Raw genomic sequence first — 21,133 nt, 5'->3', positions numbered from 1 at the left:
TTTCCTTTTGGCTCTTCACAAAACATAGTGCCTGACAAATGAAAATTTACAAAAAATTGATAAAATAATAGAAAAACATCTGTCCATTCCATATGATGGTTGTGCCACCAATTCATCAAGAGGGAATGACAGATGCATATAAGGATTGATGGTGTACTAGGTTAGTTGCTAATATTGCTTAAAGAAATAGATAAATAGCATTGGAAAAAAAACATCAACTAAAAATAAAATAATAACAGCTAACAACGATGATAATAGAGTTTTTTTCACGTTTTTGTCTAAAATAAAAAAATAACTAACCGTCATAAATAATGAGAAAAAAACAATAATTTTAAGTAACTTTAATAACAAGAATACCATTCTCCGTATCCTTTCGTTGAAAGTTTTTTTTCTTTTTGAATATTGAATATTGAATTAGCTCCGCTTGGCTTAGCCTGTTTTAAGTTTATTGCAGCAGGGTCGCTTCATGCTTGCTTTGCCGGATTTGCCGGCTCCATCGGTTAGCCCATTGCCGCAGCTCGTAAAAACTTGCTTTTTGTATACGATCGCTATCCCCCGCGAGATCCCACAAAATTTCCTTGTCGTCGACTTGCAGTAGGTCGAGCAGGTCTTTTCCGTGAATGTGCCCGTAGGCGATCCGCGCCAGAGCGCATACCGCCCTCCGCAATTCCTCGTCCGTATGCGCCGCGTTCACGGCCGTTTCGGCCTCCGACAGCAGTTGGTCGCCCCAGGCGACCGTAAGCGGAAGCCGCTTTACTCCTCGAATTTGCTCTTGATCGGACCATGAAGGACAGTACATCCGAATTCCTCCTCAATGTTGATGAACTATTTTCCATTTCATTATAAATTTGTCCAATTGCCCATCTACGTTTATTGTAACTTGAAAAACACGAATAAAAAGAGTAAATTTTGAAATATAAATTTCATATTTTTCAGAACCCACGGAGGTTGTTCTATGAAGCTGGTAAACCACTATATCCGCCTTCGCGAGCAGTATCCGCATATTGCCGAGCAGCAGCCGCACCTCGTCCATCTCGACGAATTGGCGGCCGTTCTCGGCTGCACACACCGCAATGTCGTGCTGCTGCTCAAAAAAATGCAAAGCGAAGCCTGGCTCGATTGGCTGCCGAAGCGCGGGCGCGGCCAAAAGTCCGCCCTGACGTTCTATAAACCTGCCGAGGATCTCATCCTCTCGATCGCGCAAGACCTTGTCGAGCGCAAAGATTTGCGGGGCGCGCTTGAGCAGTTGAACGTCTCTTCGCCCGAAGGGTCGCTAAGAGACAGCTTCCACCGCTGGCTGGCTGGCTATTTCGGCTACAGCAGCGAGATGCAGGGCAGCAAGCGCTTCGATACGCTGCGGTTTCCGCTCACCCAGTCCCTGCTGTCACTCGATCCCGCCACGACCAATTTCCGGACGGAAGCCCACCTCGTGCACCAGCTGTTCGATCCGCTTGTGCGCTACAACCGGCTGACCCAAACGATCGAGCCGCATATTGCTCACGCTTGGGAGGTGAACGAAGCGCGGACGGTCTGGACGTTTCATCTGCGCAAAGGCATCCAGTTCCATCACGGCAAAGAATTGACCGCGGACGACGTAAAATATACGTTCGAGAGGCTCAAGCGGCTGGCGACCGGCGCGCTGTACAGCTGGGTGCACCGGCATATCGACTCCGTGGAAGCGGCAGACCCGATCACGGTCAGCATCCGGCTCTCCGAGCCATGCGAGCTGCTGCCTCAATATGCCGGCACGAACCGCGCCTCCATCGTCCCGGCCGAGCTGTGCGAGGAACTGGGGGACCGGTTTGCGCTCGCTCCCGTCGGCACCGGTCCGTTCAAGCTGACGCACTTGGATGCGTCCATGTGCGTGCTCGACGCTTTCCCCGCTTATTTCCAAGGCCGGGCGCACCTCGACCGTGTGGAGCTGTGGCATATTCCCGATATGCAGGTGCAGAGCAGCGACCGGACGCTGGAGAGCTTCCAGATTATCCACAACTACCGTCTGCCCGACGAAGCTTCCGAAACCTGGCAGCAAGTGCAGCAGCCGGGGGCGACGTGCCGGTTCCTGACCTTCAACCTGCTGAAGCAGGGGCCGCTCAGCGACCCTGCGCTGCGGGGCGCGGTATGCGCCGCCTTGAACCGCCGCAAGCTGCTGGAGCGGATCGGCGGCGACGCCATCTATACGGCCGACAGTTTTATCGGCCACGGGCATGGAAGCACGGGGCCGGAAGCGGAGCCGCTTGCCCATGAGACCGATCACATCCGCGCGCTGCTCAAGCGAGCCGCCTATGACGGCCAGCGGCTGACGCTGTGCACGATCACGCACTACGAGCCGGATGCGCTGCATGTGCAGGCGCTGCTCCAGAAAGCCGGCTTTGCCGTGGAGATCAAGCTGCTGTCCGTGGAAGAGTTCAAGAGCGAGCAGCGGCTGTACGCCGATCTGCTACTGTTCTCTATCATGCTCGACAACGATGCGGAGCTCCGGCTCATCGACTTGTACAAGAGCATGCAGCGGCATTTGGAGCCTGCGGTCAAAGCCAAAGTCGCCGCATTGACGGAAGAGGCGCTGCGCGAGCCGTCGTCCGGCCGCCGTTCGGCTCTGCTGCAGGCGATTGAAGCGCATTTGACCGCTAAGCAGGTGCTTCACTTTTTATATTTCAAACGGTTGAAAACGATCTATCACGAATCCGTCAAAGGCATTTCGTTGGACGCGCTGGACTGGGTGCAGTTCAAAAACATCTGGTTTAAGCCGTGACTGGCGGTGGCGATCTCGGGGCTTTGACGACGCAGGATTATAATCCGGGGCTTCTACGATTACAGTAGTAAAGGTTTTGTAGGGGACGCCTTCGCTCTTGCCGCTGCGCAACTTTCGGACGAAGACGTGCGTCTATTACGCTACATACACCCTGCCCGGTTACCGGACGAAAGGAAGTGAAGACGATGGTTTGGCGTTTGCTGCTCTGCCTGCTGCTGCTCGTACTGCCTGCCTGCAATGCCAAAACGGACCCATGGAAGACGGGAAATGCCATTATCGATTGGGTAGATTTCGTCAAGCTGAACGGAAAGAATTATAACGGGGTTTACGAAGCGGTGGCTGCCTCCCCGGACGCCGTGACAGATGAGGTTGTCGGCACCGTGAAGTTCAGGGTCGAGGGAGCCGTCACCAACCCGAGCTATGCGATCAAGGACGGGGATGCGGCGATTTTACAGGAAGGCACGCGGCTTTATGCCGTCAAGGGGTATCCGGACCATTCGCTGATTGCCGCCAAGGCGGACAACCAAGTGGGCGGCTACAAGCTATACAGCGCAAAAAACGCAGAGGGCAAGCTTACCCACACCTGGAGCTACAAGGACGTTCCGGCCGGGCGGGTGACACGGATCGACGTGTATGTCTATTCCAAGCAAGCGGGCGCCTGGCAGCGGTTCCGTTCGCTCGAAAGAGCCGATAGCGGGCTGTTCATGGAGCTGCTCGGACACGGGCAAAAGAAAGAAAACTACCGGCCGGTCGTGAACGGCGGAGACCCGAATGAGTACCGCATCGTGTTTCAAACCGGCGAGCCGGTCGCGCATAAGCAGAGCTTGTTCCGCGACGACAACAACTATTACTTCCATCCTTCAAACACGGAGGTGTTGCCGGAGGAAATCGGCCGGTTCCTGACGCCGCGGATGCCGCAGTCATGATGGTGCTCCCCATCGGTTCCTGAGGATTCCGCAGCTCCCGATTCCGGGATCGGCCGCAAAAGGCAGTCCGCTTTCCCTAGGAGCGCTTTTTGCGGCCGTACGTTCTCACCCGGGAAAGCGTCGGCTCCTCCAGGGCGGGCGGGGCTGTAACGGATTTCGCGGCAGCGGTTTCCTGCGCATTCCATTCACCTGCCGCGGACGCCTCGGAGACGCCCCCAACCGCTTCGTACGCGGAGCGGCTTTCCAACAGGAGCTCCAACTGCTCTACCCTTTCGATAAGCCGGGCGACCGTCAGGTCCAACCGGGTTGTTTCGAGACGAAGCCGCTCCAGTTCGCTCTCCATCTCCGCATGCCCGTCACTTCCCGATCCGTTTCCTTCAGGGCGATGCATCAATGCTTCAAGCTCTTGTGGCGACAACAAGCTTTTCGGGTCCTTTCCCACCATTGGACTTCCGCCTCCTTGTATAAATGACTAAAAACGACATGTCCGGACATCATAACGACACCTGCCGTAAAGCTGCGAAAAGGGCGACTGCGTCCTTCGACGCCGTTCGCCCTTTATTTCGTTGTCTTCATGACAAGTTCTTGAAACCCGTCAAATACCGTTATAGAGATGAAGTTATGTTCGCAAAAAAGAGGGATAGCTCCTTCCGTCTACGTCCAGATGTGACAATTCTATGAATTCCCTGATGGACATTATGTTTTATATTACCATCCTGTTCTTATTATAGCAATTCAAAAATAGGTAGACTTTTCGTCATTTTGACCACTCTTGAGCCTCCAACACGGCTAAAGCCGTGGGATTCTTAGCTAGTTAACGCACGCAGGCCATTTCTGTTTTGTGCAGACTGCTAAGTTAAGAGCTAGCTCATTAGCTCATCCTAGATCAGAGCGTATAGCTATCTAGGCTGATAGACTGTTACCATCTATCACAGGTTGGCGCAGGATGTTGATCGCTCCAACCCTGTCGCGGTGTGCGCGATACCCGCATGAACACTCATACGTTCGGTCCATTGCCTTGTTCCGTTTCTCGCAGTTTGGACACGTTTGGGAGGTGTACGCTGGATTGACTTCGATGATGTTAATCCCGGCCAATGCCGCTTTGTATGCGATAAACGTTTGCAATTGATAGAACGACCAGTTATGCAAGTTTTTTGCGTTTTTACGACTTGTTCTTGTCGTTTGGCGAAGGCTCGTCAGCTTCTCCAGCTTGATGACCGATACTTCTTCTTCAATCGCCATGTTCACGATCTTACGGCTGATTTTGTGGTTTTGGTCTTTCATGTAGCGATGTTCTTTATTTTCTTGCTTACGGATCGCAGACAGCTTCTTTAACTTGCCCATCTTTCTTCTGCGCTCTTTGTATTTGCGGCGTATGTACTTGTTCTGTCTGCCGTTGCCAACAAATTTCGTCTTCCCTGTCGAGGTGACAACAACGGCAGGGACTTTTAAGCCCAAGTCAATGCCCATTATGACATCGCCGGTTGATTGTTCTGTCTTTCTTTCAACAGAGATTTGTACGTACCACTTGCCCGACTTCTCAACCACTTTTAAGAGACCAAGCTTGCCGCCGGATAGCAAACGTTGTTCGCGTTCCATTACATGAGCCGAAATCTTGAGCCGCTGTACGTTTCCGTCCAACATCACAGGAAATGCAACGCTGTGGTCCCCAAGTGAATAGTTCTGGTTATTGACGTAGTAGGCTCTGCGCTTGAGAACCGGACGTTTTCCTTGCTTTTTCGTCTTGTTATGAATGCTTCGCGCATCTCGAATGGCTTGGTTCTTTACGGCGGATGGAAGTTTGGCGTCGACATCCTTGGAGGTGAGCTTTGGAAAGGCTTTTGTTCTTCAACAATATTACCACACAAAATGATAGTTGATGAGTGATACGGTTGTTGTCGTTCTTCTATATTGTTATCCCATACACCGATTGCGTCAGTTTAAACCTAAAAACTGCAACAACATGAAACAATGTAGGACAATGAAGCTGTCTAAAGACAGCCCTTGTCCTAAGCCGATTCATCCCATGCCTAAAGGCAAGGGCTTTCTCGGCTAAGATCTGTAAAAAAAACGGGACTTGCAAAAAAAAGGGATTGTGTTCATTTTTGACGAATGTTAACTTTCAGCCAAAAAAAGTGGAGGGAGTCTCATTCATGAATGATTTGCTCGCATCGCCACTCGTCCCGGAGCAATTGAAAACCAAAGCGGATGGGGCTTTTTCACGAATGTTTGTCGATCTGGCGCTGAAAAGCTTCGCCAGCCCCCACACCGGCTCCCTTCTGCTCGATCAGGACTGCAACCTGCTGATGGCCAGCGAAACGCTCGCCAAGAAGCTCGGTTACAGGACGGAAGAACTGGAGCGGATGAATCTTCAGACCTTGGTTCATCCCGGGGAGCTTCTCCTGTGCATGCACCATATGAGCCAGCTCGTATCAGGCCAGCTCTCCCGTTACGAAACCGAGATACGCTGGCTTAGCGCGGACGGACAAGCCTTATGGATGAGCGTTTATGCGGTCGAACTGAAGGACGGCAGCGGCGGACCAGCTTACATATATATGCAAACCCAGAATATCACCGCACAAAAAGTTGCCGAAAGTGCGCTTCAGGAATCGCTCATCCGCATGACGTCCCTGCTTGAGACGTTTGCTGACGCCTATATGATGCTGAATCGAAGCGGAGAGCTCGTCTATGTGAACCGGAACGCCGAGCAGCTCTTGCAGTTCAGGCGGGAGGAACTGCTCGGACACGGCATTCGGGGCACGGCGCCGGAGTGGCTTGGCGCGGGTTTTTACAAAGCATGCTTGAGGGCGATAGAGGAAGCGGTCCCCGTCTTTTTTCAGGATTATTATCCATTGGTCAAAAAATGGCTGGAAGTCAGCTGCTATCCGTGCAAGCCCGGCTTGTCCGTCTTTATCCGGGATATTACCCGGCACAAGGAGCAGGAAGAGACGCTCCGTGCGACCAAGCAGCAGCTTGATTCCATGATTGAGCATGCTGCGGACACCATTGCGATTCTCGACGCGGACCTCCGGCTGACCAAGGTGAACAAAGCGTTCATCGACTTGTTCGGTTATAGCGAAGCGGAGCTGATCGGCGAGCGTCCGCCGAACGTGCCGGAGGAGCTGTGGATCGAGTCGGAGCTGCTGTTCCGCAAAGCGCTGCAAGGCAAGCAAGTCTCCAGCTACGAAACGAAGCGCAAGCGGAAGGATGGCACGCCGCTCGATATGAGCTTCACGATCTCCCCCGTTGTTGGCAAGGATCAGGACATTACCGGGGTTTGTATTATCGGGCGGGATATCAGCGAGAGCAAGGCTACCGAGGAGCTGCTGCGCAACTCGGAGAAGCTGTCGGTCGCCGGGCAGCTCGCCGTCGGCATTGCCCATGAAATCCGCAACCCGCTGACCTCGCTGAAAGGTTTTACGCAGTTTATGAAGACGGCCGGACATTACAAGGAGCAGTACTTGGACATCATGTCGTCGGAGCTCACGCGCATCGAGCACATCATCAGCGAAATGCTGCTTCTGGCTAAGCCAAGAGCGGCCATCTTCCATTATAAGCAAATTGGCCCCATTCTCGCCGATGTCCTCTCACTCCTGGAAGCGCAAGCGAATTTGAACAGCGTCCATTTCAAGACGCGGATCAAAGCGGACCTGCCTGCGGTTCGCTGTGAAGAGAATCAATTGAAGCAGCTGTTCATCAATATCGTAAAAAACGCCGTCGAAGCGATGCCGCTGGGCGGAACCGTGGAGATTGTGGCGGCCTTGGCCGAGCCGGGCACGCTCGCGGTCACCTTCCTGGACGAGGGCGAAGGCATTCCCGCCGAGCTGCTCCAGCGGATCAGCGAGCCTTTCTATACGACGAAAGAAAACGGCTCGGGCCTCGGTCTGATGGTAAGCCAAAAAATCGTCACCGAGCACAAAGGCCGCATGGCCATCGCAAGCGAAGCCGGCGTGGGAACGACCGTGACGGTTACGTTACTGGTTTAAAGCATGTAAGAACCTGCCACAAGCAAAGGCTCCTTTACTAAGGGAGCCTTTTTGTGCGCGAACGTCCGGCATAATCATCTCAATACCTTGTATCTCGCTTCCGTCTCCCCTTCGACGATCCGTCCGGTCGGCACGAAACCGACGCGCTCGTACAGCTTCCCAGCCGCTTCATTGTCGGGCACATAGCTGATGACGATCTCGGGGCTACAATCCTCCAGACGCTCGATCAGCTCCAGGCCCAGCCGGATCGCAGCCTCGCCGTAGCCCCGGCCTTGAAACCTTTTGTCGATCATCAGCCGCACGATCCAGTATAGTTCGTCTTCCGGGTCCTTACCGTACATGAAAAAGCCGACCATCGTGTCTTCGTGATAAATGGAAAGCGGCGTGTACGTTTTGTCGTAGGCGGCCTGAATAATCGAATACCAGTTGGGAGCCACCATCTTCCGCTGCTCCTCTTTCACCTCCAGCTTCACGCAATCCTCCCAGTTGTCCTGAGCAATGGCTTCGAGTCTTACCGCCGGTGCGTTCCTCACAGCGCTTCCTCCTCGCGTTAGTCTATAGACCCATCATACGGGAAGCGCCGCCGGAAGCGTAGGGAGGATTCGGATATAAGCCGTTTTTTCAGTCCAGTCAAACAAACCACTTGGGCTTTAATATTTTAGGTTGAGCAAATAATATAAAGACGCCACTTCATAAATATCAAATCGAGGATCGAGGATTTCAAAGGTAAGATGACAAGATTTTGGGGGGAGAAATCCTTCAATATTGACGCGGGCCACCACGTTTTGGTCAACGAAGAATCGGGTGACGCTGTCAGCAAAATCCCTCTTAATCCAAACCTTGGCATTCCTTTTTTCGTAATAAAATTGCGGGTGTGTTCTGATTTTTGTTCGCGTTTCGCAGACAAAACTTTCTTCTCTTAACCGGACATTCCACTTTTCTCGAATCAAGGTCTTCAGTGTATTTATTTCTTGAATATCGGCGTATAAATTTCCCTCTTGGTCAAACACATGAACATTATTAATGATGTTGTCGAATATAAAATTCAAGAACCTTTGCTTTTTTGTAGAATAATACCGCCTCATCTCGCCAACATCATTCCCCATTTCATCCCTGAGTATAATTGGCGAGGTGCTTACTCTGAGTAGCGGCAATTTTGCTCTATAAATCATACGAACTCCTTTCATCTTTTTCCACTATAATTTTACATTATAACTTGTATCTGGATGAATAATCCTCGGATCGATACCTGTACCTCCCCCTCAACTTGTGCTATGATAATCTTCATGATTTCTCAGGGAGAGGCGGACTAGAGGCGTGGCCAAGCTATATTTTCGTTACGGAACGATGAACAGCGGCAAGTCGATCGAAGTACTGCGCGTCGCACACAATTACGAGGAGCAAGGAAAGAAAGTGCTGCTCTTCACCCCTGCGGTCGATAACCGGGACGAGGTCGGCGTCGTCGCTTCTCGCATCGGGATGAAGAAGGACGGCATCGTCATTGACGACAGCCTCGACATGATCGGAATGGCGGCGGCTGAGCGGCCGAACTGCATTCTGATCGACGAAGCGCAGTTTCTGAACAAGCAGCAGGTGCTGCAGCTTACGGAAATTGCGGATACGCTGGGCATTCCCGTCATTGCTTACGGGCTGCGGGCGGATTTTCTCGGCCAACTGTTCGAGGGCAGCTATCATCTGTTGGCGCTGGCGGACAAAATCGAGGAAATTAAGACGGTCTGCTGGTACTGCGACCGCAAAGCGACGATGAATATGCGCCTTGCCGACGGCAAGCCTGTATTTGAGGGCGCGCAGATTCAAATCGGCGGCAACGAAAGCTATTTGCCGGTATGCCGCAAATGCTACTCCATGCAAAAGAACCAAACGCAACCCCATTCACCGGAATAAAGTCGATCAACGGAATACAAAAACGGAGCGAAACGCCTCGGCGCCTGGCTCCGTTTTGCTTTTTTTAGACGGGCAGCGCCCAGTTGCCGGAGCGGAATACCGGCTCCCGTACGCCGTCCTGCGTAATCCCGTCGATGTTCATGTCGGCCGAGCCGATCATGAAATCGACGTGCACAAGACTGCTGTTCACCCCGTGCCGGGACAATTCCTCTTCCTTCATTTCCGTGCCGCCGTCCAGATTGACCGGATACGCTTGTCCGAGGGCGAAATGGCTTGATGCGTTCTCGTCAAACAGCGTGTTGTAGAAGATCAGATTCGTGTTGGAGATCGGCGATTCGTGCGGAACTAAGGCGACCTCGCCAAGCTTGCGCGCTCCCTCGTCCGTATCGAGCAGCCGCTTCAGCATCTCGTAGCCTTTGTCCGCCGAGAAATCGACGACTTTGCCGTCCTTGAACGTCAGACAGAACCCTTCGATCAACTGGCCCCCATAATTAAGCGGCTTCGTGCTGCGAACGACGCCGTTGACGCCGTCCTGCCGGGGCATCGTGAACACTTCCTCCGTAGGCAGGTTCGGGTTGAAGAGAACGTCCTTGGCATTCTCTTTCGCGCCGCCGAGCCAGAGGTGCTTCTCCGGCAGGTCCACGGTCAGGCTCGTACCCGACGCTTCGTATACGAGCTGCTTGTACCGTTTCCCATTCAAGTAACTCACAGTCCGGGCCAGGCGGGCATTGTGCTCCTTCCAAGCTGCGACCGGGTCGTCCGCATTCACGCGGGTCGCTTCGAAAATACGCTCCCACAATGCATCGAGAGCGGCCTCCGGCGAAAGATCGGGAAATATTTTCGACGCCCATTCGGGTGTTGCGTAAGCCATCATCGTCCAGGACGTGCGGTGCGCCATCAGTTGGCTGCGGTACCCTTTCAATGCGATAGAGCTCGTTTTGTTCGCCGTAGAGACCCGCTCCGGGTCGACGTCCTTGAGCAGGTCGGGATTCGGTCCGTAAAATTGAATAAAGGCCGCATCGTTCTCCGCCAGCTCCTGCAAGCCCTGTGCCTTCCACATCGGAAATTCGTGGAATGCTTCCATCGGCGCCATCTTGTATTTGATCCGCGTCAGTTCTTCGTCGTTCCACTCCACTATGACATTCTTCGCGCCAGCCTCATAAGCCTTGACGGCGACAAGTCGCACCAGCTCCGCAGCGGCGACTTGAGCCATGACGACCACCGTTTGTCCCTGTTGGACATTGGCGCCTACTCGAACAGCCAGCGTTGCATATTTTTCCATTTTATGGGCAAATGTGCTCATTAAAATTCCTCCAACTAATGAAAGGTTGTCCTACGTTCCCAGTATAACGGTTTACGCCGTACTTTACCAAATGGTGTATACCAAAATAAACCGAAAAAAACCAGCCGCGAACGGCTGGCTGCGGATTCCCGTTATTTTTTCGTTTTGGACTCCGCTACTTCCGAGTCTCGGTTGTTGCCGGGCTGCGACTTTTTGCCGTTGTTGTTGGCATTGTCTCGGGACATTGGGACGCCTCCTTCCGGGATTTGGGATTCGCCCGTAGTGTCTCCGATCCGCCCGGCAGCCATACATGAAAACGTACGTAATGCCCACTCCGCCAACAAGCGGTCAATTAATCGCACGAGATCGGCGGCTCGGACCAGCGCCTTAATACCGCCAGCAGCAGCATGTCTCGCTTGCCGGTTGCTTTAAACGAGGTCATCAGAAACAGCGAAGTCAGAAACAACGCGATATATCCGGTATTTCATCATTTTCCCGGACGGCGCATAGGTTGAACTAGAAGAAGGATGCAAGCGAAAGGGGCGGGAGCCATGATGACCCGGGAACACGGATTCAAGCTCGGAGTGCTCGTTTATCTGCTCGCTTGGTTCGTCGGAAGCTTCTGGATGACAGGCGCCATCCGCGGCGGCCGTATCACGCAATGGCTGGGGATTGAGCTTCTTCCCCCTGTCTCGGAGTACGCTTACTATGCGCTTGCCGGAGCCATCGGAGGCACCATGTACGCCATGCGCTTGTTTTTCGAGTATTACGACAGCATGACCCCGCGCTGGTACTGGTGGTACCTGCTTCGTCCGATCAAGTGCGCCGGGGCGGCCATGATGACGATCGTCCTGTTCAAGAGCGGCATTATGCTGCTCCAGACCGGCGCCTCGATGGAAGCGAAGATCGGCATTGCGTTTCTCGTCGGATTCGGCTACGGCAAGCTGATGGATAAGCTGCGGACGCTGACGGAGGCGCTGTTTAACGGAAATGGCAACGGTGGAAAATCGGGGGAGGACTCGCCCAAATGAGCCCCTACTATAGCGTCTTGAACATTTTTCCATAAGCCCGCTGCTGCGGATTGACTTGTACTGGACCGTGGCATAAAATGGGATTGCATGACCGAACCGGCCGAAGCCTGGAAACGGCCATGCTTCTTTATTTTCGATTGGAGTTCCAGGGATGAGAGGTGTGCTGATGGAAACCGCAAGAGAAGCGATCCTGTCCATTCGCGGCTTGCGAATGACGTACGGAGACCGCTACGTGCTCAGAGGAATCGATCTTGAAGTATATCCGGGACAAATCATCGGATATATCGGGCCGAACGGCGCGGGCAAAAGCACCACGATCAAAACGATGCTCGGCCTCGTGGAGGGCTACACCGGAGAAATCCGTATTTTCGGCAGGGACATCTCGGACGGCAGCTTGGACTATAAGCAGCGGATCGGGTATGTGCCCGAAACGGCCGAAGTGTACGACGCCCTGACGGCGAAAGAATATTTGACCTTTATCGGCAATTTGTACGGACTGGAGGACGAGCAGGCGGAATGGAAAGCCAAACGGCTGATCGATCTGTTCGGGCTGGAAGACGCGTATAACGCGCGGATCGCTTCGTATTCCAAAGGCATGCGCCAAAAGGTGCTGCTCATCTCCAGCCTGCTGCACAACCCGGACATTTTGTTTTTGGACGAGCCCTTGAGCGGGCTGGATGCGAACAGCGTCATGGTGGTGAAAGAAATTTTGGCGCAACTGGCCGCGAAGGGCAAGACGATCTTCTATTCCTCGCACATTATGGATGTGGTCGAAAAGATCAGCAACCGCATCGTGCTGCTGGACGGCGGCGAGATCGTGGCGGATGGAAGCTTCGACGAGCTGAAGGCGCAGAGCCGGGAAGGATCGCTCGAAGAAATCTTCAACCGGTTGACGGGCTTCCATGAGCATAGAGAGATTGCGGAACGGTTCGTCTCCGTTGTGCAAGAGGTGTAGGCGATGAGGGAATTCGTATCACTTAAGGTGCTGGACCGGTTCAGGCCCCTGTTCGAGAGGCAGGGCGTCGATTACCCGCTGATGCGTAAAATTTTGCAGGTCAAGCTGACGATGGACGGACGGCGGACGCCTACCATTTTCAATCAGTCCGCCAAAAAGAACGGGCATGAGACGGGCGATCAGAACAATTTCGTGAAGTCCCTTGGCCTGTATGCCTTGATGGGGCTGATTATGGTCCCCTTCGTCGTCATGGGCGACAACTATATGTTCCAGATGAGCTTTTTGTTCGGCCTGCTGATGTTCCTGGTCATGACTTCCCTGATTTCAGACTTTTCTGCCGTGCTGCTCGATATCCGGGACCGGAACATTATCGCCTCGAAGCCGGTCAACCGGCGGACGATCGGCATGGCGAAGACGCTGCATATTTTGCTTTATTTGTTCTTTTTGACCGTAGCGCTCTGCGCTGCGCCGATGATTGCGGCATTGGTCAAGCATGGCGTTTTGTTTTTTCTCTTGTTTGTGGTCGAAATCGTGCTGACGGACGTGCTGATTGTCGTTGTGACGGCCTTTTTGTACATGCTGATTCTGAAGTTTTTCGATGGGGAAAAGCTGAAGGACATGATCAACAACGTGCAGATCATCCTGACCATCGCGATTACCATTGGCTATCAGTTCGTTGGACGGTCGTTTGACCTCATGCAGCTTCACATCGCGTTCGAACCGAAATGGTGGCAGGTCTTCCTCCCTCCCTTGTGGTTTGGCGCGCCGTTCGAATGGCTGCTGCGCGGTCAGGCGGACCTGCATTTCATCGTATTTACGCTGCTGGCGTTCGTCACGCCGATTGTTTCGATTCTGCTCTACACGAGGCTGGTGCCCTTCTTCGAGCGCAGCTTGCAGAAGCTGGCGAACAACAATGCGAAAAAAGGCAGGGAGCGTGGCAGATGGCTGGATGTTGTTTCCAGACTCATTTGTTCCGGACGGGAGGAGCGCATCTTTTTCCGGTTCGGCTCGCTGATGATGGGCAACGAAAGGGAATTTAAGCTCAAGGTCTATCCTTCGCTGGGCTTCTCGATCGTGTTTCCGTTCATTTTCTTTTTCAACGTGCTGCGGAACCAGTCCTTAAGCGAGATTGCAGCGAGCCAGTGGTATCTGAATATTTATTTCTGCGCGCTGCTCATTCCGACCGCCGTCACGATGCTGCGTTATTCCGGCAAGCCCAAGGGCGCCTGGATCTACAAAACGACGCCGCTGTCAAATCTGGCGCCAATTTTCCGGGGGACGATCAAAGCGTTCCTCGTCAGGCTGTTTATGCCCGTGTACCTGATCGAGAGCGTTATTTTTATCGCGCTGTTCGGGGTGCGCATCGTTCCGGATTTAATCGTCGTCGCGCTGAGCGCGCTGCTGTACACGGTCATTTGCTTCCGAACTTTCCGCAAGGCGCTGCCGTTCTCGGAGTCTTTCGAAGCGGTAAAGCATAATGACGGCCTCGTTGTCCTGCTGCTTCTGCTGCTCCTCGCTCTGTTCGCGGGCGTTCATCTGGCCAGCACGTTCGTCACCGGCGGGGTCTACGCGTATATGGCGCTGCTGGTCGTGCTGAATGCCGTGGTCTGGTGGAAAGGGTTTGCCATCTCGTGGGATACTTTACGGGACAAGGGATGAATATAGGCTAGAATTCGTCGATTGGGAGGTTCTTCTGCTTTTGCTCCTGCTGCCGCTACTGCGTGAACAATGGGTCATGCTACGCGTCAAAACAGCGGTCTCCCGCCGGGACGATTCGGTTCCCGGGGAGACCGCTGTTTTTTTGTTCCCCGCCGCCCTCTCCCCTCCAAGCTTCTCATAACGGAAGTAAATCGTTCCTGATCATTGATTTATATAACATTTCATTGATTAGGCAAGTAGCCGCGCGCATCGTATCCCTTTTAAGATAAAGACAGATCGACAATCATCTACAAGAAAGGGTGGTCGGCTTGAAAGAAACCGCGACAGCGGTCCCTGAGGGTCGTCCGGCGGCAAAGCCGGGGAAGACAAAAGTCGCGGCCTGGCTCCAGCAATGGGATTTGCAGCTTATGGTGCTGCCCGCGCTCGTCTTGGTCTTAGTGTTCAGCTATTTCCCGATGTACGGTGTGATCATCGCATTTCAGGATTTCTCGGTGTTTAAAGGATTCGCAGCCAGCCCGTGGGTCGGCTTCAAGCATTTCATCGATTTCTTCCAAGCGCCCGAGCTTGGGGTCGTGATGCGAAACACCATTGTCATCAGCTTCCTGAAGCTGGCTATCGGGTTTCCGGCACCGATCGTTCTGGCGATTCTGCTGAACGAAGTCAAAAATATGCTCTTCAAGCGCTTCGTGCAGACGGTCAGCTACTTGCCGTATTTTCTGTCTTGGGTCATCGTCGCCAACTTCGTGATCTCCCTGCTTTCGACCGATAATGGAAGCGTAAACATTTTGCTGCAAAATCTCGGAATCATCGACGAACCGATTCCTTACTTGTCGGTTACGGAATATTTCTGGACGATTCTCGTCTCGACGAACGTATGGAAGGAGATTGGCTTTGCCTCTATCGTATACTTGGCTGCAATCGCTTCCATCGATCCCCATCTGTACGAATCCGCTGCTATCGACGGAGCAAGCCGTTTTCGCATGACCTATTTGATAACGTTTCCATGCATCTTGCCGGTCGTGATGATTTTCTCCATTCTGGCTATCGGCAACTTGCTGAACGCGGGCTTCGAGGACTTGCTGCTGCTGGGCGTCAATCCGGCGCTGCGCGACGTATCGGAGGTTCTGGACACGTATGTGTACCGGATGGGGATTACGTTAAACCGCTATTCGTTCGCGACAGCCGTCGGCTTGTTTAAGGCCATCGTGAGCGTCGGACTGCTGACTCTTGCGAACTATCTCGCGAGAAAAACCGGCAACAGCTTGTGGTAAGGAGGATGTATTGATGAAACTGGCATTGGAGGATCGCGTCTTTAGCGTCTTTATCCATATTGCGCTGTTCTTTCTGGCCTTCGTAACGTTTTATCCGTTCTGGAACGCCGCCGTCATCTCGTTCAACCTCGGTTCGGATACGAGTCTCGGCGGCATTACGTTCTGGCCCAGAGCCTTTACCTTGGAAAATTACCAAGTTGTGTTAAAAGACGTTAAAATATTGAAAGGCTTCGGCGTATCCATCGCCCGTACGCTCGTCGGCACCTTCCTGACGATCGCGGCGACGTCCCTCTTAGCCTACGGCATGTCCCGCAAGGAGTTGATCGGCCGGGGCTATTACATGACGTTCTCCATCATCACGCTTTATTTCGGCGGCGGTTTGATTCCGACCTACCTGCTGATTCGCAGTCTCGGCCTGTTCGATTCGTTCTGGGTATTCGTCATTCCGTCGATCATCAGCGTATGGAGCATGATCATCTTCCGCACGTTCTTCCGCCAAATTCCGGCCGGTCTCGAAGATGCGGCGCGGATTGACGGCTGCGGCTATTGGGGCACGTTCCTGCGCGTCGTGCTGCCGCTGTCCGGCCCGGTCGTCGCCACGCTCTCGCTGTTCACGGCCGTCACGCACTGGAACGACTGGTTCGTCGCGTCCATCTACATCAACAATCAGGACCTGCTGCCGGTTCAGGCGCTGCTGAAGCAGACGCTCGATTCCAATATCGCTTCCGAGATGACGCAGGATTCGGCGGCCCAAAGCTTTCTCGCCAAGCGGCAATCGTACACGACCAAGTCGCTTACCATGGCTACCATGATGGTCACGACGGTTCCGATCATTCTCGTCTATCCGTTCTTGCAGCGGTATTTCGTCAAGGGCGTGCTTGTCGGCTCCCTGAAAGAATAGTCCGGCTTCAAAGCGCATCGCTTTAAGCATAGCTTGAATTTACAATGGGAAAGGGGCTATACACACAATGAACAATTGGGTCAAAAAAGGAATGGGGCCGCTGGCAGCCGTCATGGCGCTAGGCACGGTCATCTCCGGCTGCTCCGGCGGAGGCAGCGCTCCCGCCGACAACAAAGCGGCGTCCGGGACGCAGACGCCGGCCGCATCGTCGTCGGAGCCGTGGAAAGTCGGCAGCGAGCCGGTAAGCTTCACGTTCTTCGGCAATTACAGCTGGTATACGATGCCTCCTTGGGGCAAAGACGCGTTCTCCAAGCACATTCAAGAGCAGTATAAAATCAACATTACGGCTATCAACGCCGGTGGTAACGCGGAAGCCAAGCTAAGCACGATGATCGTGAGCAAGGACCTGCCGGACGTCATCTGGGGCGACCGCGACAAGTTCGAGCGGCTGCGCGAGAACGGTGTCCTCGTGCCGCTTGACCCGTATCTGGACAAATACCCGAACTTGAAAAAGTGGGCAGGCGACGAAATTCTGAACATGCTGCGCGCCAAAGACGGCAAGCTGTATATGTTCCCGAACTGGTACACGAACAAGCCGACAGGCAACGCCGGTTACGTTGTAAACAAGAAAATTTACGAAGAGCTCGGCAAGCCGAGGCTGGAGACGACCGACGACCTGTACAATTACTTGAAGCTCGTCAAGGAGAAGTACCCGAACATCATTCCGTTCGAGCCAGGCCAGGCCAAAGAAGGCAAAGGCGTCGATCTGCTGTTCTCCGCCTTCGCGGAAAATAACCCGGCGAGCTACGCGGGAACGCTGCGCGCCGTGCCGAAGGACGGCAAGTTCACGTCGCTCTTCGCCGATCCGGTGTACAAGGAGACGATGACCTTCGTCAACAAGCTGCACCGCGAGAAGCTGATGACGCAGGACGCGCTGACGCAAACGGTCGATCAGGTCCGCGAAAAGCTCAATACAGGCCGCGTCGCCGTATACGCCGACATTACCGCTACCGACTACGCTTCCAAAGCGAATGCCGAGCTGACCAAGTCCGATCCGAATGCCGGTTACTTCATGATCTGGCCGATTCATAAGCCGGGACTGGACAAAAACAAAATTAAAGTGGCCCACTACGACCGGCTGGGCTGGAACGCCGCAGCGATTACGACGACGGCAAAGGACCCGGAGAAAATTTTTGCGGCGCTGGACTGGATGACCAGTCCGGAGGGCATGCGCTTAATCGCGTGGGGTCCGGAAGGTCAGTACTGGAAAGGTCTGGACAGCGAGGGCTTGCCGAACTTGACGGACAAATTTTTCAGCGATCCGGCGGAACGCACGAAGAACATGAACGCGACGACCGACCTTCAAATCGTCGGTAACTCGACGTACAACGACAAAATCAAAGTGAAGGCCGAGCTTTCCTTGCCGGAAGAGAAGCGTTCCTGGGAAACGAGATACCAGGATGCCATCACCTGGAAGACGCATATGGACCTGACAACGCTTCGCGGGATCGAGCCGCCGCAGGATAGCCCCGAAGGGATCATTCGCGAGCGCTGGATCGAATTGTATAAGAAAATCCGCGCCCAAGCGATTCTCGCCAAAAGCGAGCAAGAAGTGATTGAAATCATCGACAAAGGCGAGAAGGACGCGAAAACGCTCGGCGTCGACAAGCTCAACGAATATTTGACGAAGCGCTGGAAGGAAAATGAAGAGAAAATGAAGAAGAAATAAGGACATGCGGACAAGGCAGGGTGCGCTACCGGCGCACCTGCTTTTCCATTTCATGCGAAGATCCAAGGCAGAGGAGGACCGACATGTACAAAGTGCTGATCGCAGACGATGAGACGCTGGATCTGGAAGGAATGAAGACGTTTATTCCCTGGGAGTCGCTCGGGATGGAGATTGTGGGCGCCGTGACGAACGGGTTCTCCGCTTGTGAGCTGATCGAGACCCAGAAGATCGATGTGCTGGTCACCGACGTCAATATGCCCAACATGTCCGGTCTTGAGCTGGCGAAACGTGTGAAGGAGCGTTTCCACGACGTGCGGATCGTTTTTGTCAGCGGTTACAGAGATTTTCAGTATGTGAAGGAAGCCTTGAGCTTGCAAGCTTACAGCTACGTGCTGAAGCCGATGAACGAGGACGAGCTCATTCAATCGCTCGAGCGTATTCGGCGCGATCTGGATGACGCCCGCAAGCGCGAGCAAGCAGAGTATGAGGTCCGGCAGATGCTGTCGGGCGGCGCAAGGCCCGCCCCATCCGCAGCTATCGACGGCAAGGCCGCGGATGGGATGGGCAAAAACGGGAAGCTGATTCAAGAAATGATCGGCATGATACGCAGCGGGCTGGATCAGCCGCTCACGCTGAAGGAAGTGGCGGATCAATTCTCGTTCTCGCCGAATTACCTGGGGCAAATCTTCAAGGAAGCGACGGGTCAGACGTTCCATGAATATCTTGTCACGCTGCGTATGGAAAAGGCCGGGGAACTGCTCCGCGATCCGAAGCTGCGCATTTATGAGGTCGCTCATCAGGTCGGTTACCGCTATATGCCTTATTTCAGCAAGCAATTCAAGGAAACGTACCGGATGACCCCGCTGGAATTCCGCAATGGCCAATAGTCGAATCCGGTCCATGCTCCGTCGATCCCGGCGAAATCACGCTGCCGCTTCCGGACCGGAAGCACGGTATATGCCCTTCGGGTACAAGCTGATGCTGTCCTATATGCTGCTTACCTTGGTTCACGTCATCTTGTTCGGTTATTTTGCCAATTGGATCTTCGTGGATTCGGTCCGCAAGCAGACGAGCGAGAACGTTCAGGCGGCGCTGCGCCAGATGAAGGACAATATCGAGTACCGGATGAAGGATACGGTTCGTCTGTCGGATATGATCTATTACGACGAGACTGTCGCTTCCCGGCTGAGAAGATTGAATGAAGGCTACTACGGCTACGAGTCGGTGACGCAGTATTTGGAACCCAAGTTCGACAGCGTCATCAAGGCGACGAACCACCGCATCTGGCTCGTCGTTTACTTACGCAACGAAACGTTGCCTGAAATTTATTCGTTTTATAACGATTCGGACCCGCTGCTCTATGCCGGCAAGAGCTATAACATGATGTATTTGAAGCGGATCGCCGACAACTCGTGGTATAAGGACTTTCCCCCGGAGCGTTACGGGATGACCATGCAATGGCGGCAGATCGACCGGGATGCCGAGTTCGGCAATATTTCGCTCCTGCGGCGGCTCGTGGATACGGCTTCCTTCAACCGCCAGTTGGATTTCGGATTCATGCGGCTCACCGTGAAGCTGACCGAGATGTTCGAGACCGTCTCTCCGGACTTCGGGGAAGGCACGTCGGTTCGGATTGAGGACGGACAAGGGCAAATTTTGCTCGAGCGGGGCGCCTGGACGACCGACCGGATTGCCCAAGTCGGGGAAAGCCAATATTTGACGATAACGGAGCCGTTCCAAGATTTGGACTGGAAGCTCGTGGCCAGCATTCCGAAGGAATGGGTCGAGAAGGATGCGAAGAAAGTGAAGGTGCTGACCGCCGTCATCGGATCGGCCAGCTTCCTGCTCTTTCTGGGCGTGGGCGGGTTCCTGTCCCGCTACTTCTCCAAGCGGGTGTCGCACATTGTGAAGGTGCTTGATTCGTTCCGCCACGGCAGCTTCCATAAGCGGATACGCTTCAAGGGAAAGGACGAGTTCTTGGCGATCTCGCAATCCATCAACACGATGGCAGAGCATATCGACGGGCTGATCCAACAGGTGTACGTAGCCAGCATCAAGAAGAAAGAAGCTGAGCTGGAATCGCTGCAGGCGCAGATCAATCCGCATTTTCTGTACAATACGCTGTCTTCGATCAGCTTGCTGGCCAAGTTCGGGCAAGTCGAGCAGTTGCACCGGATGGTCAGCAATCTGGCGTTGTTCTATCGGCTTTCGCTCAACGAAGGACGCACGATTATTCCGGTAGCGAACGAGCTGGAGCAAGCAAAGGCTTATCTCGATATTCAAAAGGTGAAGTACACCGACCGACTGGACGTCCTGTTCGAGATTGAACCGGAGCTGCTGCGCTACGAGATGGTCAAGCTGATTTTGCAGCCGTTTTTGGAAAATGTGCTGAAGCATGCCTGGACCGGCGACCGGGTGCATATCCGGGTTACCGGACGCCGCATCGGCGACGACATCGAGTTCCGCATCATCGATGACGGCGTCGGCATGACGCCGGAGACGCTGCGGCGCATCTCGCAGTTCGACGACGGCGAAGAAGCCGGGTACGGCATCCGCAACGTTCACCAACGGATCGAGCTGCATTACGGCCAGCCGTACGGCGTGAGCATCTACAGCAAGCTGGGCATCGGGACGTCGGTGACGATCCGGCTGCCGTGCGTGCCGCGGACGGCGCCATACGTGTCCAGCCGGGCGGAGCTGGATGCCGGACGACGTCCGGGGGAGGCGTGAGGATGC

At 53.9% G+C, this 21,133-nt stretch carries 18 protein-coding genes; 12 read left to right on the top strand and 6 right to left on the bottom strand.

Annotated elements, in window-relative coordinates; all coding sequences use genetic code 11:
- Positions 1-445: 445 nt before the first annotated feature.
- On the bottom strand, positions 446-799 hold the full coding sequence (locus NLX71_RS07420) for a hypothetical protein (RefSeq protein ID WP_254362856.1): 354 nt from the start codon (positions 797-799) through the stop codon (positions 446-448).
- Between the two features lie 156 nt (positions 800-955).
- On the opposite strand from NLX71_RS07420, the gene NLX71_RS07415 reads away from it, so the two are divergent.
- Positions 956-2,752: an ABC transporter substrate-binding protein gene (locus NLX71_RS07415; protein ID WP_254362855.1), complete on the top strand. Its 1,797-nt coding sequence runs from the start codon at positions 956-958 to the stop codon at positions 2,750-2,752.
- 185 nt (positions 2,753-2,937) lie between these two features.
- Positions 2,938-3,678: a hypothetical protein gene (locus NLX71_RS07410; RefSeq protein ID WP_254362853.1), complete on the top strand. Its 741-nt coding sequence runs from the start codon at positions 2,938-2,940 to the stop codon at positions 3,676-3,678.
- A 76-nt stretch (positions 3,679-3,754) separates the two neighbouring features.
- Here NLX71_RS07410 and NLX71_RS07405 read toward each other — a convergent pair whose 3' ends face one another.
- Both NLX71_RS07405 and NLX71_RS07400 read right to left on the bottom strand, forming a co-directional pair.
- Positions 3,755-4,123: a hypothetical protein gene (locus tag NLX71_RS07405; RefSeq protein WP_254362851.1), complete on the bottom strand. Its 369-nt coding sequence runs from the start codon at positions 4,121-4,123 to the stop codon at positions 3,755-3,757.
- Positions 4,124-4,581: 458 nt separating this feature from the next.
- Positions 4,582-5,451: an RNA-guided endonuclease InsQ/TnpB family protein gene (locus tag NLX71_RS07400; RefSeq protein WP_254362908.1), complete on the bottom strand. Its 870-nt coding sequence runs from the start codon at positions 5,449-5,451 to the stop codon at positions 4,582-4,584.
- Positions 5,452-5,831: 380 nt separating this feature from the next.
- On the opposite strand from NLX71_RS07400, the gene NLX71_RS07395 reads away from it, so the two are divergent.
- Positions 5,832-7,664, top strand: a complete 1,833-nt coding sequence (locus NLX71_RS07395) for a PAS domain-containing sensor histidine kinase (RefSeq protein ID WP_254362849.1) — start codon at positions 5,832-5,834, stop codon at positions 7,662-7,664.
- 74 nt (positions 7,665-7,738) lie between these two features.
- Here NLX71_RS07395 and NLX71_RS07390 read toward each other — a convergent pair whose 3' ends face one another.
- Both NLX71_RS07390 and NLX71_RS07385 read right to left on the bottom strand, forming a co-directional pair.
- Positions 7,739-8,197 carry a GNAT family N-acetyltransferase gene (locus NLX71_RS07390; protein ID WP_254362847.1) on the bottom strand — a complete coding sequence of 153 codons (459 nt, stop codon included), beginning with the start codon at positions 8,195-8,197 and terminating at the stop codon, positions 7,739-7,741.
- 117 nt (positions 8,198-8,314) lie between these two features.
- Positions 8,315-8,851, bottom strand: coding sequence for a tubby C-terminal domain-like protein (locus tag NLX71_RS07385; protein ID WP_254362845.1), 537 nt, complete (start codon positions 8,849-8,851; stop codon positions 8,315-8,317).
- A 130-nt stretch (positions 8,852-8,981) separates the two neighbouring features.
- On the opposite strand from NLX71_RS07385, the gene NLX71_RS07380 reads away from it, so the two are divergent.
- Positions 8,982-9,569 carry a thymidine kinase gene (locus tag NLX71_RS07380; RefSeq protein WP_254362843.1) on the top strand — a complete coding sequence of 196 codons (588 nt, stop codon included), beginning with the start codon at positions 8,982-8,984 and terminating at the stop codon, positions 9,567-9,569.
- 64 nt (positions 9,570-9,633) lie between these two features.
- On the opposite strand, the gene NLX71_RS07375 is transcribed toward NLX71_RS07380, so the two are convergent.
- Positions 9,634-10,872 carry an aminopeptidase gene (locus tag NLX71_RS07375; RefSeq protein ID WP_254362842.1) on the bottom strand — a complete coding sequence of 413 codons (1,239 nt, stop codon included), beginning with the start codon at positions 10,870-10,872 and terminating at the stop codon, positions 9,634-9,636.
- 530 nt (positions 10,873-11,402) lie between these two features.
- Here NLX71_RS07375 and NLX71_RS07370 point away from each other — a divergent pair.
- From NLX71_RS07370 to NLX71_RS07335, 8 genes are all read left to right on the top strand, one after another.
- A complete protein-coding gene (locus NLX71_RS07370; RefSeq protein WP_254362840.1) occupies positions 11,403-11,882 on the top strand; it encodes a hypothetical protein in 480 nt (159 codons plus the stop codon).
- A gap of 166 nt (positions 11,883-12,048) precedes the next feature.
- Entirely contained in the window at positions 12,049-12,837 is a 789-nt protein-coding gene (locus tag NLX71_RS07365; RefSeq protein ID WP_254362906.1) for an ABC transporter ATP-binding protein, read from the top strand.
- Positions 12,838-12,840: 3 nt separating this feature from the next.
- A complete protein-coding gene (locus NLX71_RS07360; RefSeq protein ID WP_254362838.1) occupies positions 12,841-14,496 on the top strand; it encodes a hypothetical protein in 1,656 nt (551 codons plus the stop codon).
- 407 nt (positions 14,497-14,903) lie between these two features.
- A complete protein-coding gene (locus NLX71_RS07355) occupies positions 14,904-15,767 on the top strand; it encodes an ABC transporter permease (protein ID WP_254362904.1) in 864 nt (287 codons plus the stop codon).
- A 13-nt stretch (positions 15,768-15,780) separates the two neighbouring features.
- Positions 15,781-16,668 (top strand): carbohydrate ABC transporter permease, encoded by an 888-nt coding sequence (locus NLX71_RS07350; protein WP_375377894.1) that lies wholly within the window; start codon positions 15,781-15,783, stop codon positions 16,666-16,668.
- A 67-nt stretch (positions 16,669-16,735) separates the two neighbouring features.
- Entirely contained in the window at positions 16,736-18,397 is a 1,662-nt protein-coding gene (locus NLX71_RS07345) for an extracellular solute-binding protein (RefSeq protein ID WP_254362835.1), read from the top strand.
- An 83-nt stretch (positions 18,398-18,480) separates the two neighbouring features.
- A complete protein-coding gene (locus NLX71_RS07340; protein ID WP_254362834.1) occupies positions 18,481-19,284 on the top strand; it encodes a response regulator transcription factor in 804 nt (267 codons plus the stop codon).
- A gap of 70 nt (positions 19,285-19,354) precedes the next feature.
- On the top strand, positions 19,355-21,127 hold the full coding sequence (locus tag NLX71_RS07335; protein ID WP_254362833.1) for a sensor histidine kinase: 1,773 nt from the start codon (positions 19,355-19,357) through the stop codon (positions 21,125-21,127).
- The last annotated feature ends 6 nt before the right edge of the window (positions 21,128-21,133 follow it).

Source organism: Paenibacillus sp. MZ04-78.2, from assembly GCF_024213375.1.
Classification (GTDB): domain Bacteria; phylum Bacillota; class Bacilli; order Paenibacillales; family NBRC-103111; genus Paenibacillus_G.
Note: the sequence above shows the minus strand (reverse complement) of the source record. Positions and strands in the feature narration are given on the sequence as shown.

Bases quoted from the DNA above. Each gene is read 5' to 3' on its own strand.
- NLX71_RS07420 (WP_254362856.1), bottom strand. From the start codon at position 799: ATGTACTGTCCTTCATGGTCCGATCAAGAGCAAATTCGAGGAGTAAAG.
- NLX71_RS07415 (WP_254362855.1), top strand. From the start codon at position 956: ATGAAGCTGGTAAACCACTATATCCGCCTTCGCGAGCAGTATCCGCAT.
- NLX71_RS07410 (WP_254362853.1), top strand. From the start codon at position 2,938: ATGGTTTGGCGTTTGCTGCTCTGCCTGCTGCTGCTCGTACTGCCTGCC.
- NLX71_RS07405 (WP_254362851.1), bottom strand. From the start codon at position 4,123: ATGGTGGGAAAGGACCCGAAAAGCTTGTTGTCGCCACAAGAGCTTGAA.
- NLX71_RS07395 (WP_254362849.1), top strand. From the start codon at position 5,832: ATGAATGATTTGCTCGCATCGCCACTCGTCCCGGAGCAATTGAAAACC.
- NLX71_RS07385 (WP_254362845.1), bottom strand. From the start codon at position 8,851: ATGAAAGGAGTTCGTATGATTTATAGAGCAAAATTGCCGCTACTCAGA.
- NLX71_RS07375 (WP_254362842.1), bottom strand. From the start codon at position 10,872: ATGAGCACATTTGCCCATAAAATGGAAAAATATGCAACGCTGGCTGTT.
- NLX71_RS07370 (WP_254362840.1), top strand. From the start codon at position 11,403: ATGATGACCCGGGAACACGGATTCAAGCTCGGAGTGCTCGTTTATCTG.
- NLX71_RS07365 (WP_254362906.1), top strand. From the start codon at position 12,049: ATGGAAACCGCAAGAGAAGCGATCCTGTCCATTCGCGGCTTGCGAATG.
- NLX71_RS07360 (WP_254362838.1), top strand. From the start codon at position 12,841: ATGAGGGAATTCGTATCACTTAAGGTGCTGGACCGGTTCAGGCCCCTG.
- NLX71_RS07355 (WP_254362904.1), top strand. From the start codon at position 14,904: ATGGTGCTGCCCGCGCTCGTCTTGGTCTTAGTGTTCAGCTATTTCCCG.
- NLX71_RS07350 (WP_375377894.1), top strand. From the start codon at position 15,781: ATGAAACTGGCATTGGAGGATCGCGTCTTTAGCGTCTTTATCCATATT.
- NLX71_RS07345 (WP_254362835.1), top strand. From the start codon at position 16,736: ATGAACAATTGGGTCAAAAAAGGAATGGGGCCGCTGGCAGCCGTCATG.
- NLX71_RS07340 (WP_254362834.1), top strand. From the start codon at position 18,481: ATGTACAAAGTGCTGATCGCAGACGATGAGACGCTGGATCTGGAAGGA.
- NLX71_RS07335 (WP_254362833.1), top strand. From the start codon at position 19,355: ATGCCCTTCGGGTACAAGCTGATGCTGTCCTATATGCTGCTTACCTTG.